The sequence below is a fragment of the Dyella sp. genome, assembly GCF_035277725.1.
GTDB lineage: Bacteria > Pseudomonadota > Gammaproteobacteria > Xanthomonadales > Rhodanobacteraceae > Dyella_B.
Window position 1 is genome coordinate 1 of sequence record NZ_DATEJY010000244.1, and the last position, 14820, is coordinate 14820.

At 62.8% G+C, this 14820-nt stretch carries 16 protein-coding genes; 4 read left to right on the plus strand and 12 right to left on the minus strand.

Annotated elements, in window-relative coordinates; all coding sequences use genetic code 11:
• Positions 1–212 precede the first annotated feature (212 nt).
• Positions 213–971, minus strand: a complete 759-nt coding sequence (locus VJR68_RS19895) for a YdcF family protein (protein ID WP_324150463.1) — start codon at positions 969–971, stop codon at positions 213–215.
• Positions 972–1048: 77 nt separating this feature from the next.
• Positions 1049–1807, minus strand: a complete 759-nt coding sequence (locus VJR68_RS19900; RefSeq protein ID WP_324150465.1) for a YdcF family protein — start codon at positions 1805–1807, stop codon at positions 1049–1051.
• Between the two features lie 137 nt (positions 1808–1944).
• On the opposite strand from VJR68_RS19900, the gene VJR68_RS19905 reads away from it, so the two are divergent.
• Both VJR68_RS19905 and VJR68_RS19910 read left to right on the plus strand, forming a co-directional pair.
• Positions 1945–2544, plus strand: coding sequence for a YigZ family protein (locus tag VJR68_RS19905; protein WP_324150485.1), 600 nt, complete (start codon positions 1945–1947; stop codon positions 2542–2544).
• 99 nt (positions 2545–2643) lie between these two features.
• Positions 2644–4416, plus strand: coding sequence for an ABC transporter transmembrane domain-containing protein (locus tag VJR68_RS19910; protein ID WP_324150466.1), 1773 nt, complete (start codon positions 2644–2646; stop codon positions 4414–4416).
• A 167-nt stretch (positions 4417–4583) separates the two neighbouring features.
• On the opposite strand, the gene VJR68_RS19915 is transcribed toward VJR68_RS19910, so the two are convergent.
• The 7 genes from VJR68_RS19915 to VJR68_RS19945 form a co-directional block, all read right to left on the minus strand.
• On the minus strand, positions 4584–4787 hold the full coding sequence (locus VJR68_RS19915; RefSeq protein ID WP_324150468.1) for a cold-shock protein: 204 nt from the start codon (positions 4785–4787) through the stop codon (positions 4584–4586).
• Positions 4788–4939: 152 nt separating this feature from the next.
• The gene (locus tag VJR68_RS19920; RefSeq protein ID WP_324150469.1) at positions 4940–5689 is read right to left on the minus strand and encodes an S-methyl-5'-thioinosine phosphorylase; all 750 of its coding nucleotides are present in this window, start codon (positions 5687–5689) and stop codon (positions 4940–4942) included.
• A gap of 155 nt (positions 5690–5844) precedes the next feature.
• Positions 5845–6402 carry a hypoxanthine-guanine phosphoribosyltransferase gene (locus tag VJR68_RS19925; protein WP_324150471.1) on the minus strand — a complete coding sequence of 186 codons (558 nt, stop codon included), beginning with the start codon at positions 6400–6402 and terminating at the stop codon, positions 5845–5847.
• 11 nt (positions 6403–6413) lie between these two features.
• On the minus strand, positions 6414–7415 hold the full coding sequence (nagZ, locus tag VJR68_RS19930) for a beta-N-acetylhexosaminidase (RefSeq protein ID WP_324150473.1): 1002 nt from the start codon (positions 7413–7415) through the stop codon (positions 6414–6416).
• Positions 7415–7948: a CYTH domain-containing protein gene (locus tag VJR68_RS19935; protein WP_324150474.1), complete on the minus strand. Its 534-nt coding sequence runs from the start codon at positions 7946–7948 to the stop codon at positions 7415–7417. Before VJR68_RS19935 ends, nagZ begins: the two co-directional genes overlap by 1 nt.
• Before the next feature lie 9 nt (positions 7949–7957).
• On the minus strand, positions 7958–9271 hold the full coding sequence (rlmD, locus tag VJR68_RS19940; protein ID WP_324150476.1) for a 23S rRNA (uracil(1939)-C(5))-methyltransferase RlmD: 1314 nt from the start codon (positions 9269–9271) through the stop codon (positions 7958–7960).
• Positions 9272–9391: 120 nt separating this feature from the next.
• Positions 9392–11407, minus strand: a complete 2016-nt coding sequence (locus VJR68_RS19945) for a hypothetical protein (protein ID WP_324150478.1) — start codon at positions 11405–11407, stop codon at positions 9392–9394.
• Between the two features lie 47 nt (positions 11408–11454).
• On the opposite strand from VJR68_RS19945, the gene VJR68_RS19950 reads away from it, so the two are divergent.
• Entirely contained in the window at positions 11455–12192 is a 738-nt protein-coding gene (locus VJR68_RS19950) for a response regulator (RefSeq protein WP_324150480.1), read from the plus strand.
• A gap of 121 nt (positions 12193–12313) precedes the next feature.
• On the opposite strand, the gene recO is transcribed toward VJR68_RS19950, so the two are convergent.
• The 3 genes from recO to rnc all read right to left on the minus strand — a co-directional run bounded on the left by recO (position 12314) and on the right by rnc (position 14697).
• Positions 12314–13024 (minus strand): DNA repair protein RecO, encoded by a 711-nt coding sequence (gene recO / locus VJR68_RS19955; RefSeq protein ID WP_324150482.1) that lies wholly within the window; start codon positions 13022–13024, stop codon positions 12314–12316.
• Between the two features lie 11 nt (positions 13025–13035).
• Positions 13036–13971: a GTPase Era gene (gene era / locus VJR68_RS19960; RefSeq protein ID WP_324150483.1), complete on the minus strand. Its 936-nt coding sequence runs from the start codon at positions 13969–13971 to the stop codon at positions 13036–13038.
• A gap of 114 nt (positions 13972–14085) precedes the next feature.
• Positions 14086–14697 (minus strand): ribonuclease III, encoded by a 612-nt coding sequence (rnc, locus tag VJR68_RS19965; RefSeq protein ID WP_324150486.1) that lies wholly within the window; start codon positions 14695–14697, stop codon positions 14086–14088.
• On the opposite strand from rnc, the gene VJR68_RS19970 reads away from it, so the two are divergent.
• Positions 14596–14820 (plus strand): hypothetical protein (locus VJR68_RS19970; protein ID WP_324150487.1); only part of this gene is annotated, 225 nt, incomplete at its 3' end. The two genes, rnc and VJR68_RS19970, sit on opposite strands and share 102 nt — an antisense overlap.

Consider the following 14820-nt stretch of genomic DNA (forward strand, 5'->3'; position numbering starts at 1 on the left):
CATTTCTATAAATCAACACATCCGTTTCTGAATGCCCGGGATGGCCATTTCGGCGTAGGTTGGGGTGCGAACCCCAACATAGCGTGATGATCGGCATGGCGATGTTGGGGTTCGCACCCCAACCTACAGTTCTGGATTCTAGCCGTTTGTCGCGGTGGTCGAGAGGCTCGCTTCGCTTGAGTGCCATTTATAGAAGTACCCCTTAAAGCACCTCAAGCCGCACCATACCTGCTCGGCGGCGCATTCCACCCCATCAGGTTGTAGAGGTGAAACGTCAGCACACCGACGTATTCATGCAAGGCCATCTCGGTGAGCGCCATGTTCCAGCCGTTGGGCAGCCACGTCGGCCGCGCATTGACGTAATCGCCGCGCACCAGCAACGCATCCATGCCGAAGTGTTCGAAGTAGATCTGCGCACGGCGCATATGCACGGCCGAGGTCACCAGCACCACGCGCTGGGGCATGTAGGCCTTGATCATCGGCTGCACGAACTGCGCGTTCTGCCAGGTGTTCAAGCTATGCGTTTCGAGCACCAGGTCATCGCGGTCCACGCCCATGTCCAGGAGCGCATCGCCGTAAACCTCCGCTTCCGACCTGCCATAGTGCAAAGGGTCGCCGCCGCTGACGATCAGCTTGCAATCGCTGCCGGTCCGCTTGCAGGCGTGGTAAAGCTTGTAGCCTTCGATCAGCCGGTCGCCGGCGAAGATCATCGGGCCTACCTCGCCCGTTGCCGCAACACGCGACGTCCCGACGCCAAGCACGACGATGGCATTGCGCTGCGCCCAGGTCACGTTCGGCCGGGTGGCGTAAGGCGCTTGCAGGTGCGTGAGCAGCCACGCTGGCAAGAAGCCGCAGGCGCTCACTGCGAACAGCACGAACGCCAGCCCGTAGAACACCCATCCGCCACGGCCACGGCGAAAACGGCCTACCCCATAGCCCACCACGCACAGCAGGAACAGCAGCAGCAACATGCAGGTCTTCCTTGTCGAAAAAATAAGCGTAACGCAAGCTCCTCCACGATGACCGCAGGCGCGTCATCGGCAATGCATCAGCGCGCAGCAGGCCTGCTCGATGGCGGCGTCCAGCCCATCGCGTTGTAGATGTCGTAGAGCAGCACGCCGGCGTATTCGTGCAAGCATCTGTCGGTCAGCGCCAGGCTCTGGCTAGTGGGAAGCCACGAGTACCACAAGCCAATATAGTCACCGCGAACCGGCAACGCATCGATGCCGAAGTGCTCGAAGGCTTTCTGCGCGCGACGCATGTGCATCGCCGACGTCACCAGCACCACGCGCTGCGGTGCATAGGCCTTGAGCATGGGCTGCACGAATGCCGCGTTCTGCCAGGTACTCATACTGCGTGACTCAAGCATGAGGTCGTCGCGAGGCAAGCCCATGCGCAGCAAGCTATCGCCATACACCGCGGCCTCGCTTTTGCCGACATGGGATCCATCGCCGCCACTGACGATCAACTTGCAGTCGTTGCCGCTCTGCTTGCATTCGCGATAGAGCGTATAGCTTTCGATGAGCCGGTTGCCCGCGTTCACCGGCGGGATCACGTCACCCGTGGCGAAAATCAGCGTGTTGCCTGCGCCCAGCACCACGATGGCGTTGCGCGGCATCCAGGTGATGGCCGGCCGGCTCGCATACGGTGCCTGCAAATGCATGGCCAACCACATGGGCACGGGACCGCAAGCGCTGGCGACGAACAAGACGAATGCCAGTCCGTAGAACACCCATCCACCGCGACCGCGGCGAAAACGACTCACCGCGTAACCCAGCACGCAAAGCAGGATCAACAGCAACACCATGCGACCCGTCCCGGTGGAAAAAGCGTAAGCCTAATACAAGGGATGTTCTGATCTATGCCATGCACCCGGCATGGCATAGATCAGAACATTCCTCGCACCCTATGACCGCAGGACGCGCTTCCCCTACTCTGCGCGGCATGACGCCGATATTGCATACCCTCGTTGTTCCGTTTCAGCACAGCGAAGACATTCGCAAAAGCCGCTTTCTAGCCCAGGCCGCACCGGTGGAAACGCCGCAACAGGCATTGGCCTACGTGCAGCAGGCGAGCGATGCGTCCGCCACCCATAACTGCTGGGCGTACCGGATCGGCCAGGATTATCGGTTCAACGACGACGGCGAGCCGGGTGGCACTGCCGGGCGCCCGATCCTGCAGGCGATCGAGGGCCAGGGCATCGACCGCGCCGTGGTGGTGGTGACGCGCTGGTACGGTGGTATCAAGCTGGGTGCCGGCGGGCTGGCGCGCGCCTATGGCGGCACGGCGGCCGAATGCCTGCGGCTGGCTGCGCGTACACCCATCGTGGCGATGGCGCGGCTACGCCTGCGCTGCGAGTTTGCCGAGCTGGCGCTGATGAAGGCGCGGCTGAAGGAGCTTGGGGTGAAAATCGAGCAGGAAAGCTTCGAGGCCGATGGCGTGACGCTGCAGATGCGTCTTCCCGCCGCGCGGATGGACGAGGCCAGGGCGCGTATCGTCGATATCAGCCGCGGGCGGAGCGAGGGGTATGCGCTTGATGAGTAGCCCGCACTGGCCACGCGGCCGTCCCCGGCGCATGGAAACAACATTGAATCACCTCCGGCCACCCCTATCTGATTCTCCATCCTCCTCACGGCGAACCTCATGAGCACGACGCCCGCGAACGATCCCAAGCCCCGTCGCCGTATCGGTTCCCTGAAGTTGCTCTGGCCATTCGTGAAACCCCATCGCATGTTGGCGGTGGGCTGGCTGGTGTTCCTGGCCATTTCGTCCGGCTCCACGCTGGTGCTGCCGATGGCGGTGCGGCACATGATCGACCATGGTTTTCGCAATTCCAGCCTGACGGCGATCAATGCCAGTTTCCTGGGGTTGTTCGTGGTGGCCCTGGTGATGGCGTTCGCCACGGCGGCACGTTTCTACTGCATCTCCTTGCTGGGTGAACGCACGTTGGCCGCGTTGCGCGCGAAGCTGTACGCGCACGTGATTCGATTGGACGTGAGCTTCTTCGAACGCAATCGCGTGGGCGAACTTATTTCGCGCCTGGGAACCGATACGGAAGTAGTGCAGGCCTTGGTGGGCTCCGGCATTTCGGTGGCGCTGCGCAGCGCGGTGATGCTGATTGGCGCAACGGCCGCGATGATCTGGACCAGCCCGCACCTGGCTGGCCTCACCGCGTTGGTGATTCCGGCGGTGGTGTTACCGATCCTGATTTTCGGGCGTCGCGTGCAGAAGCTTTCGCGCGCCAGCCAGGATCGCCTCGCCGATACCGCCGCCATCGCAAATGAAACGCTCAATGCCGCCACCGCGGTGAAGGCGTATGCCCGCGAGGGCATCGAAAGCGATCGCTATGGCAATGCCATCATGCGCGCTCTGGCGACCGCACGCGAACGCATCGGCATGCGCACGATGCTTACTGCAGCGGTGATCGTGTTGTTCTTCGGCGCGATCACGCTGGTGCTGTGGGTGGGCGCACGCGACGTGTTGAACGGCACCCTGGATGCCGGTGTGCTGGCACAGTTCGTGGTGTACGCGATGCTTTCCGGCGGATCGATGATGGGCCTTTCCGACGTATGGGGCGACGTGCTGCGCGCGGCCGGTGCGATGGAACGTATCGGCGAATTGTTCAACGAGGAACCGACGATTGCCGATCCGCTGCATCCGCAAACCTTGCCGCAACCGGTACGCGGCGCCTTGCGTTTTGAGGACGTGGAGTTCCACTACCCCACCCGCCCGGACGCGCCGGCGCTGCATCAGTTCAACCTGGACATTCGCCCCGGCGAAACAGTGGCGCTGGTCGGTCCCTCGGGCGCCGGCAAGAGCACGGTGTTCGCGCTGCTGCTGCGTTTCTACGATCCGCAGCGTGGGCGCATTTGTTTCGATGGTATCGATCTGCGCGCCATGGCCTTGCCCGAGTTGCGCGGTGCGATCGCTTTGGTACCGCAAGAAACGGTGATCTTTGGCGGCACGACGGCCAACAACATCCGCTTCGGCCGCCAGGATGCCAGCGACGAGGAAGTACGCGCCGCGGCCCGCGCGGCCGAAGCGCACGACTTCATCCAGATGCTGCCGGATGCTTATGAGGCAGAACTGGGCGAGCGCGGCGTGCGGCTATCCGGCGGCCAACGCCAACGCATTGCCATTGCGCGCGCGATTCTGCGCAACGCGCCACTGCTGTTGCTGGATGAAGCAACCTCGGCGCTGGATGCGCAATCGGAGGCAGCGATCCAGCAAGCCCTGGAGCGATTGGAAAAGGGCCGCACCACCCTGGTGATCGCCCACCGGCTAGCCACCGTGCAGCGCGCGGATCGCATCGTAGTGATGGATGGCGGACGTATCGTGGCGCAGGGTACCCACGAGAGCCTGCTGGCAGAGGGCGGGCTGTATGCGGAGCTGGCGCGGCTGCAGTTTGTGGCTTGAGTGGGTATGCCGGCTTTGATGCGGCTCTTGATGCTGGGATTTCATCCCGCCCTACGCGGATCGCGGTCAGGGATAACTATTTTTATCGATTTAAAAAATCATCCAAAAAGAAAACCCTGCGCTAGGCAGGGCTTTCTCGTTGAAGCATGGTAACAACGACGGTTTTACTACGCGATTTCGACGCCGGACGCCTGGGCACCCTTCGGGCCCGTGGTCACTTCGAACTTCACGCGCTGACCTTCTTGCAGGCTGCGGAAGCCCTTGGAGTTGATCGCGGAGAAATGGACAAACACGTCCTCCCCACCGTCCTCGGGCGCGATGAAGCCGAAACCCTTGGCATCGTTGAACCATTTGACCGTACCGAAACGCATTTGCGTGAACCTCTGAATCTAAGGACTGGATGCACCAAGTCTCCGCGAGAACCACCTCTACCCCTAGGTCCGCCGCCCCTGGCACAGGCGAAGTATCCTCATGTTTTCAGGCAAAGCGCAATATGCACTGCGGCTTGAGCCGGCTGGAATGATCAGCTTTTGAGCAGTTCGGCAAGAATGGGGGGCACGGCCGCCGTCGCTGCCGCCAGGTGCGCAAAGATTTCCTCGATGCTGATTTCCGCCTCGTCACCGCAACCGGCGGCGAAATTGGCGACCAGCGCCAGGCATGCGTAATCCAGTTCCAGTTCGCGCGCCAGGGCGGCCTCCGGCATACCGGTCATGCCGACCAGATCGCAGCCGTCGCGCTTCATGCGCGCGATCTCCGCACGGGTTTCCAGGCGCGGTCCCTGCGTGGCGCCATAACAACCGCCATCGATCACTGCGATACCGGCCCTCTTTGCCGCATCGATCAGGGCGCTGCGCAAGGAAGCCGTATACGGTTCGCTGAAGTCGATGTGTTTCACTTCCGCGCCTTCCACGTCGCAGAAACTTGTATAGCGGCCGTGGGTGTAATCGATGACCTGGTCCGGCACCACGATGACACGCGGCCCCATGTCGGCGCGAATGCCGCCCACCGCGTTGACGCCGATGACCCGGCGCGCGCCGAGATGGTGCAAGGCCCATACGTTGGCGCGGTAATTCACGCGGTGCGGCGGCAAGGTGTGGCTTTCGCCGTGGCGCGCGAGAAAGGCGATGCGGCGGCCGGCGAAATCGCCGATCACCACGTCGCCGGAAGCGGCGCCATAAGGCGTGTCGACGCTTTGCCGCGTGGCGTTTTCCAGACCTGGGAATTGATACAGGCCGCTGCCGCCGATCACGGCGAGGTCGATGAGATTGGTCATTGCGGGGTTCCTTGGCAACTTGGCGAGGCCGTCATTCCCGCGAAAGCGGAGGCGCTTTACAACGGCGAATGCCGGTCAATCCATCTGGTCTGATGCAACAGTTGAAAATGGATCCCCGCTTTCGCGGGAATGACGGCTTCAAAGCAATACGGAGATTATTCTTTCAGCGCATGGATGGCAGGCAGATTACGGCCTTGCTCGTAGTAATCCATGCCATAACCGAAGACATAGCGATCGGGCAGTTCCACGCCGTTGAAATCGCTTTGGATGCCATCCACGCAACGGCCATGCACTTTGCGGCACAGCGTGGCGACCAGTACGCGTTTGGCACCGCGACGCAGGCAATCGTCGCGGACGGCCTTCAGCGTATGCCCTTCATCGAGAATGTCATCGACCAGCAATACGGTACGGCCTGCCAACGCCGCAGCAGGCTCGCGCAGCCAGTGCAGATCATTGCCGGAGGTGGCGCCGCGGTAGCGCGTGGCGTGGACGTAATCGAATTCCATGTCGGTGCGGATCGACAACGCAAGCTGGGCGCCGAACATCAGCGCGCCATTCATTACGGTCAGAAACACCGCACGCTCGCCGTCGAGCGCTGCGTCGACGGCGCGACCCAGGTGAGCAATGACGCTTTCCAGCTCGTCTCGCTGGAACAAAATGTCGGAGCGTGTGAGCGCTTCCGCCAGCGAGGGAACCGTCGTGGTTGTGCTCATAGCAAAGCCCTTTAGCTATTCAATGCGGTAACGCGCGCGATGAAATGATCGCGCTGCGGATTATCGAGCAGGCTGGCCCAGGTCGAGCCAATCGCGCCGCGCAAGCGAGCAACACGCTGCATGCTGATGTCAGACGGCGTGGGCATGGCGGCGATGGCTTGTTCCACCACGTCGGGAAAACAGGCGAGCACCAGATCGCAGCCGGCGTGCAGATGCGCATGCACGCGCTGCGCCACGCCGCCGGCCACGCCGGCCGCGGCCATGCTGATGTCGTCACTGATCACGGCGCCGTTGAAGCCAAGCTCCGTGCGCAGAATGTCCTGAATCCAGCGGCGCGAATAACCGGCCGGCTGATCATCCACGGCGGGATAGACCACGTGCGCCATCATGACGGCTTCGGCATGCGCCGAAAAACCCTCCAGGAACGGACGCAGGTCGTTCTGGCGAATCTCGTCCAGCGAACGCGGATCGATCGCCTGCGCCTTATGCGTATCGATGGCCACCGAACCATGCCCAGGGAAATGCTTGAGCACGGCCGCCATGCCGCCCAAGTGGATACCGCGCACGTAGGCGTGGATCAGCTCGCCGGTGATATCGGGATCGGCATGAAACGCGCGTGTGCCGATGGCGGCGTTGCCGCGCGCGAGATCGGCCACTGGCGCAAAGCTGAAATCGATGCCGCTGGCGCGCAGTTCGCTTGCCATCACCCAGGCATGTTCTTCTGCCAGCTTGATCGCTTCGGCGGGATCGCGGTCGTAGATCTCACCGATTTTCAGCAAGGGCGGCAGACGCGTGAAGCCGGTGCGGAAGCGCTGCACGGGGCCGCCTTCCTGATCGACCGCGAGCAGAAAATCTTCGCCCGCCAGCTCGCGAATCGATTCCGCCAATGCGAGCAATTGTTCGCGGTTGCTGTAATTGCGCGAAAACAGGATCACGCCTGCCACGCCCGGCGCGGTAAGCCATGCATGTTCGTGCGGCAGCAGTTCGGTGCCCGCGATACCGATCAACAGCATCAGGCGCTCTCCCCTGCCTGCACGTGGGCGGCGTTGCGCTCATCGTCGCTCCACTCGGCATAAGGATGCTCGAGCAGATTGACGTTGTAGTAGCGCGCCAGCGTGCTCACCTCGCGGCCCAACCATGCCGGGCGTGGATAGGCAGCGTCCGTTTCGGGCAATTCGAGTTCCGCCACGATCAGGCCACGATTGGCGCCGAGGAATTCGTCGATCTCGAATGTCCAGCCTTCGACTTCCACATGATGGCGAACTTTTTCCAGCACGCCATTGCACATGGTCGCCAGCATGGCTTGCGCATCGGCCAGCGCCAGCGGCAGTTCGTATTCGGCACGCGCGACGCCAAGTTCCACCGATTTGATATTGAGCCACGCTTGCTCGCCGCTGATGCGTACGCGCACGGAAGCGCGTGCGGTGCCTTCGCGCAGTGCGCGCACGTCCACCAGGTAACCCTGTGCAATGTGCTTGCTGGCACCGATGGCCTTGCGCCAATCGTCATTGGCGAGCAGGAATTTACGTTCGATCTCGATACCCATCGGTGGATATTACCTTCGTTCGAACAAGGCGATGGATTCCACGTGCGCCGTGTGCGGAAACATGTCCATCACGCCAGCTGACTTCAAACGGAAACCATGCTGATTCACCAGGATGCCGGCATCGCGCGCCAGCGATGCAGGGTGACATGAGACGTACACAATGCGTGCGGTTTCTTTGTGCGGCAGGTATTCCAGCACCTTGTCTGCACCGGCGCGGGGCGGATCGAGCAGCAGCTTGTCCCAGGGTTTGCGCGCCCAATCGGTGCCGCGCTGATCTTCGAACAGATTGGCGACATGGAAGCGCGCATGGCTCAAGCCGTTGCGCGTGGCGTTGTCGGCGGCACGCGCCACCAGGCCATGCTCGCCTTCCACGCCGGCGACTTCGGCGACGCGGCGTGCGAGCGGCAAGGTGAAATTGCCCAGGCCGCAGAACAGATCCAGCACACGATCCTGTGGTTGGGGATCGAGCAGTTCGAGCGTTCGCTGCATCATGCGGCGATTCATGCCCGCATTTACTTGCACGAAATCGAGCGGCTGAAACTCCAGTTCTACGTCTTGCACGCCTTCGCCGGCGGGAATGCGAAATGCCAGGCGTGGATGTTCGGGCCATAGCGGATGCACGCTGCTGACGCCACCGGGTTGCAGATAGATGGCAAAGCCGTGTTCTTGCCCGAACGCGATCAGCTTCACGCGATCGCTTTCGCTCAACGGCTTCAAGTGACGAAACACCAAGGCAACGGTGTCGTCGCCGGCGGCAAATTCGATCTGCGCGATATCCGGCGCGGCGTCCATGCTGCCGACTAGCTCACCGAGCAAACCGATCTTGGGGCCGAGCGCGGGATGCACGACGTCGCAGTGCAGGATGTCCGCCACGAAGCGCGGGTTGTTTTCCTCGCGAAAGCCCACCAGCACGCGTCCCTTCTTCGCCACCGCGCGTACCGACAGGCGTCCCTTGCGGCGATAGCCCCAGGCTTCATCAGTGAGCGGTGGCAGCCAGCTTTCGGGTTCCACCTTGCCGATGCGTGCGAAGTTGTCGACCAGCACGCGCTGCTTGGCTTCGATTTGTGCAGCAGCATCCAGGTGTTGCAGCGAGCATCCGCCGCATTGGCCGAAATGGCTGCAACGCGGTTCCACCCGATGGGGCGAACGGGTAAGGATCTCCAGCGTTTCGGCTTCGTCGAAGTTGCGATGTCGCTTGCGGATGCGCAATCGCACCTGCTCGCCCAACAGCGCCCCACTGACGAATACCGTTTTGCCATCAATGCGGGCCACGCCCCGGCCGTCGTGACTCAGATCGGTAATGGGGGCTTCGAACTCGTTCATCGGCATGCTTGGGAAAACTCGGGAGGCCGGATCGCGCACGATCCGGACGGGTAACGAAAAAGGAAGGAAGGCGGGCCGCATCGGCCCGGCCAGCTGTTCATGATACCGCGGCAGGCGCGCTTAACGCTCAGCGATGGCGCCCTGGGTGGCCGCCTTCAGGCGCTTGACCAGCAGTGGCCATTCGATGCGGTTCTGGGTACCGGTGACATGCATGTACGGCAGGCCGCTGCCTTCGACGATCGAATAGCCGCTATCGTCGCCGTCCAGCCCGCTGAGCGTGCATGTGCCGTTCTGCAAGGCAACGTTGAGCCCCATCCGCTTGTAGCTGGCGCTCTTGAACAGCTTCATCATGGCGCTTTGCAAGCCGCTGGCCGGCGAGCCGCCGGTAATGACTGAAAGATTGTTGGCCGCACGCAGGCTGATGCGCCCGCCGTTCTCTGCCAGCAGCGACGCCTTGAACGCCACCGGGCTGCCGCCTATCAGCTGCAGGCCGGCGATGCTGCCATCCAGCTTGCCGCTGATGGCGCCGAAGTTGAAGGTATCGGCCAAAGGCGCCAGGTCGATCTGATGCAGCGTCACGTCCGCGCTCAGCGCGGGCGCGTTGCTCAAAGGCTGCTGTACGGCGAGGTGGTCGACCTGGGCGGTGCCGCCGAATGCCTTGATGGTCCATTGGCCATCCAGGTCATAGCGATCACCCGTCCAGTGCACGGAAGACACGTTGCCATCCAGCGTGCCGGCGATTGGCGCCCAGCCGAGCGCCTGACTGACCGTCGCCATATCCGCGCTTGAGACGTTGGCAGCCAGGTCGAAGCGCTCCCCTTTGATAGCATCGGGCCGCCAGTCGAAGCGAGTCAGCTGGGCATGGCCTTTCCATGCCGCCAGTTGCAGCGGTGCTTGCAGGCTCAAGACGCCATCATGGCTGCGCCAGCGCGATTGCATGGCGCCGGTGGTGAATTGGCGCAGCGTCAGCTGGTTCCATGCCAGGGTGGTCGTGGGTTTTTCGCTTTGGGCGGACCAGTCCAGCTCGCCGTGCAGGCCGCTTGCCTGCCACTGGTCTGCGCTATGGGCGACATCCAGTGCTTCCGTGCGGAAGCCGACACTGCGCAGATGCTCGCCGGCATAGTCGACATGCCCCTCGAGCTGGCCGGCGATTTGCAGGTTGGGTGCTATCAGGTTATCCAGCCACGGCTCGCCGTAGCGTTCGTAGGCGGCAGGGAAACGCGCCCGGAAGCTCTCCAGCTTGAGCTTCTGCAGATTGCCTTTGGCATCGATGGTCAGCGCGCCGTCCAGTTGCAATGCGTCGGCATCGTCCATATGCAGGCGGTTGATGGCCAGGCTGCCGCGCTCGGCGCTGGCATTGAGATCGAGCACGACGTCGTGGGCCGGCAATTTGGCCAGTACGGGGCCAAGCTGCAATTCGCCGTTGTGGATGCCGCCGTTCACTGTCAACTGCGCGGGCCGCGCGTTGGCATCCAGCTCGAAACGCGCGTGTCCATCCAAACCTTGGCCCGCGGTAGCGCCGGCGGGCGTGGCGTACTTGATGTCGGCAAAGGTAACGTCACCAGACGATTGGAAGCCTTCATCGCGCACGTCGAGCGCCAAATCCGCATCCAGCTTGCCGCCCGCGATGTGTGCCGGCCAGATGGTAGCGAGCAGGCCCTGCAGCCAGCCGGCGGGCAGATTGCGCAGGTTGACCTGCGCATGCGAGGGCTGGTCAAGCGGGAATGCCGTAGCGATGCGCGCGGCACCCTGGCTGGCGTTGATTTCCAGCGTGTTCGCGGAGGCATCCACAACCAGGTTTACGGCGGCGTTGCTCAGCGCGCCGCCGGGTGCGCCGCTGAGCTGGACGGTGCCGTCGAACATCCAGCGCAGCTGCAGGTCACGGTGCAGGTTGCCGTCCATCACAATGCCGACCTTTCGCCAGCCGAATCCGGGTATGTCGGCCTTGCCGGCACGCAGGCTGATCTGTACGGTGTCGGGTGATGCGCCGGGGGTGAGTTGCGCACGCACATCTTGCAAGCTGACCCCGGGCATATCGACGCGCTTGGCGACCACGACGGTGCCGGCCCAGGTGGGTGCAGCCCACAACAGGGTCCAGAGAGCACAGATGGCAAGCGAGCGGCGGAGTGAAAACATGAGGGGCCATTCTGCCAAACTAAGCTGAACGATACGGACACAGGACTATGCCGTACCCGCCGCACGATGCGATGACTGCTGTAGACGTCGAACCTTATCTGCTCGTGGCTGACGATGATGAGCCCACGCGCTGCTTTCTCGGCGATGCCTTTCGCCAGTTCGGCGCGCGCGTGGTGTTCGCGGCGTCGGGCAGCGAAGCGGTGGCCTTGGCGCGCAATGAAACGTTCGACCTGCTGGTGCTGGATTGCCGGATGCCCGGGGGTGGCGCGGTCGATATCCTGAATCGGCTGCGCAACGATCCTGATGCGAACTCAGGCTCCCGCCCCGCTGTCGCCAGCAGCGCGGAGCTGGATACCCAGGCGCAGCAGGCACTGCTCGCGACCGGTTTTCATGCCGTACTGCTCAAGCCGTGCACCTTGGCGGATTTGCGCGGCGTACTGGGATTGGCCGCCGTGGGGCTACGCAGCGTGCCGGTGCTGGATGATGGCCAAGCGCTGCACACAAGTGGCACGCCGGCGGTCGTGCAGGCCTTGCGCGGCTTGCTGCGGCAGGAGTTGCAGACGATCAATGCGGAGCTGGATGAGTTGGCCTCGGATCCGAAAGGCCTGGAAGCGCGACTGCATAAACTGCGCTCATCGTGTGGATTCTGTGGTGCGACGTCACTGTCCGAACATATTGTATCGCTGCAGCAGCATCTGAAGCTGGATCATCGCGGCGCCATGCTGCCGCTGGTGGATTTCCGACGCTCGATGCAGGAGACGATTGAAGCGCTGCCGCTTGCATAGGGATGACAATGTCCGCGTAGGCTGGGTGCGAACCCCAGCATCGCCATGCCTACGAAAGCTGGGATTTCATCCCAGCCTACGGCGGCGGCCGGTGGCACGAGGTGCAGGCTCGGATGAAAAATCATCGCCGCACAAGCGGCCCGCGCAACACCCGCCATGCGCGCAGCTCGACACCGCCAAGGTGAAAGCGAATCAGCTCGCGCATCATGCCGCGCAAGGCATGCAAGCCCTGTGCGTCGGGCATACGATCGTCATGCAACGCCAGCAGATCGCTGCCACGCACGGCATAAGGCTCGTTCGGCCGGCAATGCACGGCACCCTGCTCGGCCCGATACACGTACAGTGCGTCAGGCTGCAGCGGCTCGCCGGTATTCGCTTCGACATCCAGTTGCATGCCGTAGCCCAGCGTACCCAGTAGATCGCGTTCGAAACGTCGCAAATGCCACGTCAAGGAAGCACCTTCGGCAATGCGCGCAAGCGTCTGGGTGTAGGCATCAAAAAGCTGCGGATGTGGGTCTTGCCGCTCGGTCAGCCGCACGACCAGCTCATTGAGGTACAAGCCCGCAAGACTTGCATCGCCGATCAGGCGAAACGGTGCCGCGGACACTTCGGCGCCACGCAAGCTCGCAAGTTCGCCGCGCATATGCAGGTTGATCAGCAGCGGTTGGAACGGTTCCAACTGCGAGCGCTGCAAACGTCCGCGCTGGCTGCGTACGCCGCGCGCGACCACGCCGAGACGGCCTTGGTCACGCGTGAGGCATTCGATCAGCAGTGACGTTTCGCGATAAGGGCGCGAGTGCAGGACGTACGCGGGCTGTTGCTCGATGAGCATGGCCGATGGGGTTAATCGTTGTACCCGAATTGCTTCAGCATCGATTCGTCATCCGCCCAGCCTTCGCGCACCTTCACCCACAATCGCAGGAACACCTTGCGGTCGAACATGCGCTCCATATGGCGGCGCGCGCCCGTGCCGATGGCCTTGAGCTGTTCCCCGCCCTGCCCGATGACGATGGCTTTCTGGCCGTCGCGCTCGACCCAGATCACGGCGTGGATTTCCGCAACGCCATCGTCCCGATCGTTGAACTGCTCGATCTCGACGGTGGTGGCGTACGGCAGCTCCTGACTGAGGCGCAGCATCAATTGCTCGCGCACCATTTCCGCCGCAAGGAAGCGTTCGCTGCGATCGGTGACTTCGTCTTCGCCGAACATCGGCGCACGCACCGGCAGGCGGGTGAGGATGTCCTGGCTGAGCACCTCCAACCCCTTACGCTTGAGCGCGCTGACATAGTGCACCGCATCGAAATGATGCTTGGCGGTGAGTTCGGCCACGAAGGGCAAGAGTGCCCCCTTGTCCTTGCTGAGATCGACTTTGTTGATGGCGAGCAGGCGCGGGATGCTCTGTTCGCCCAGCGCTTCGTAAAGGGCTTCGTCCTCATCCGTCCAGCGTCCGGCTTCGATCACCTGCACGGCCACTTCCACTTCGCTCAAGGCGGAATGCACGGCGCGGTTGAGGCTGCGGTTCATCGCCCGCTTGGCGCCACGATGCAGGCCGGGCGTATCGACGTAAAGAATCTGCCCGGCCTCGCTGGTGGCGATGCCGAGGATGCGGTGGCGAGTGGTCTGCGGGCGCGGGCTGACGATCGACAGGCGAAAGCCGATCAAGGCATTGAGCAAGGTCGACTTGCCGACGTTGGGCCGGCCGGCCAGCGCTACGAAACCGCAGCGGAAATCGGGGTGCGGCAGTTCGTTTTCGGCGATGTCGTCGCGTTCGTCGGTCATGGTGCGCGGTACTCGGATGGATGGGTGTAAGCATGGCGCCGCGCGCTCGCGAACGCCACCGGCGTGGCGCCGTGGCCACACGAAAAAGTTATGGGATGGCCTCGCAAGACCCGGTTACTGGTTTTCCTGCTCGCCAACCAGACGGTTCAGCACCACTTCCGCGGCATCCTGCTCCGCCAGCCGGCGGCTGCTGCCGCGCCCTGCTTCCTTCACGGTCATGGGCTGCGACACGATGCAATGGACCTCGAAGATGCGTGCATGCTCTTCGCCTTCGGTCGCCACCAGTTCGTACTGCGGCAGCGGCCAGCCTTGTGCCTGCAGCCACTCCTGCAGGCGGGTCTTGGCGTCCTTGGAAGCATGCGGCAAGGCGGCAATGCGATCGGCGAACAACGTACGCACCACCGCCCGGCAGGCATCGAAACCGCCATCCAGGTAGATCGCGGCGACCAGCGCTTCGAAGGCGTCGGCAAGGATGGAGTCACGCCGGTAGCCGCCACTCTTCAGTTCGCCCGAGCCCAGTTTCAGCTGATCACCCAGCTCGAGATCCCGCGCCACCACAGCTAACGCTTGCCCGTTCACCAACTGCGCGCGCAGTCGCGACATGTCGCCTTCGGCAGCTTTGGGATGGGTCTCGTACAGCATCTCGGCGATGATCGCCCCGAGCAGGGCGTCGCCGAGAAACTCCATGCGCTCGTTGTTGGGTTTGCCGGCGCTGCGATGCGTCAGGGCAAGCGCGGCAAGCGACGGATCGCGAAAGTGATAAGGCAATTCCACTGTTTATTGGGGTGGAGCGACATTGCCCGCCACGGGCACGCTCTTGCTGAAGTGGATCAGGAAATCGATGTTGTA

Bases quoted from the DNA above. Each gene is read 5' to 3' on its own strand.
- VJR68_RS19895 (WP_324150463.1), bottom strand. From the start codon at position 971: ATGTTGCTGCTGCTGTTCCTGCTGTGCGTGGTGGGCTATGGGGTAGGC.
- VJR68_RS19900 (WP_324150465.1), bottom strand. From the start codon at position 1,807: ATGGTGTTGCTGTTGATCCTGCTTTGCGTGCTGGGTTACGCGGTGAGT.
- VJR68_RS19905 (WP_324150485.1), top strand. From the start codon at position 1,945: ATGACGCCGATATTGCATACCCTCGTTGTTCCGTTTCAGCACAGCGAA.
- VJR68_RS19910 (WP_324150466.1), top strand. From the start codon at position 2,644: ATGAGCACGACGCCCGCGAACGATCCCAAGCCCCGTCGCCGTATCGGT.
- VJR68_RS19915 (WP_324150468.1), bottom strand. From the start codon at position 4,787: ATGCGTTTCGGTACGGTCAAATGGTTCAACGATGCCAAGGGTTTCGGC.
- VJR68_RS19920 (WP_324150469.1), bottom strand. From the start codon at position 5,689: ATGACCAATCTCATCGACCTCGCCGTGATCGGCGGCAGCGGCCTGTAT.
- VJR68_RS19925 (WP_324150471.1), bottom strand. From the start codon at position 6,402: ATGAGCACAACCACGACGGTTCCCTCGCTGGCGGAAGCGCTCACACGC.
- nagZ (WP_324150473.1), bottom strand. From the start codon at position 7,415: ATGCTGTTGATCGGTATCGCGGGCACCGAACTGCTGCCGCACGAACAT.
- VJR68_RS19935 (WP_324150474.1), bottom strand. From the start codon at position 7,948: ATGGGTATCGAGATCGAACGTAAATTCCTGCTCGCCAATGACGATTGG.
- rlmD (WP_324150476.1), bottom strand. From the start codon at position 9,271: ATGAACGAGTTCGAAGCCCCCATTACCGATCTGAGTCACGACGGCCGG.
- VJR68_RS19945 (WP_324150478.1), bottom strand. From the start codon at position 11,407: ATGTTTTCACTCCGCCGCTCGCTTGCCATCTGTGCTCTCTGGACCCTG.
- VJR68_RS19950 (WP_324150480.1), top strand. From the start codon at position 11,455: ATGCCGTACCCGCCGCACGATGCGATGACTGCTGTAGACGTCGAACCT.
- recO (WP_324150482.1), bottom strand. From the start codon at position 13,024: ATGCTCATCGAGCAACAGCCCGCGTACGTCCTGCACTCGCGCCCTTAT.
- era (WP_324150483.1), bottom strand. From the start codon at position 13,971: ATGACCGACGAACGCGACGACATCGCCGAAAACGAACTGCCGCACCCC.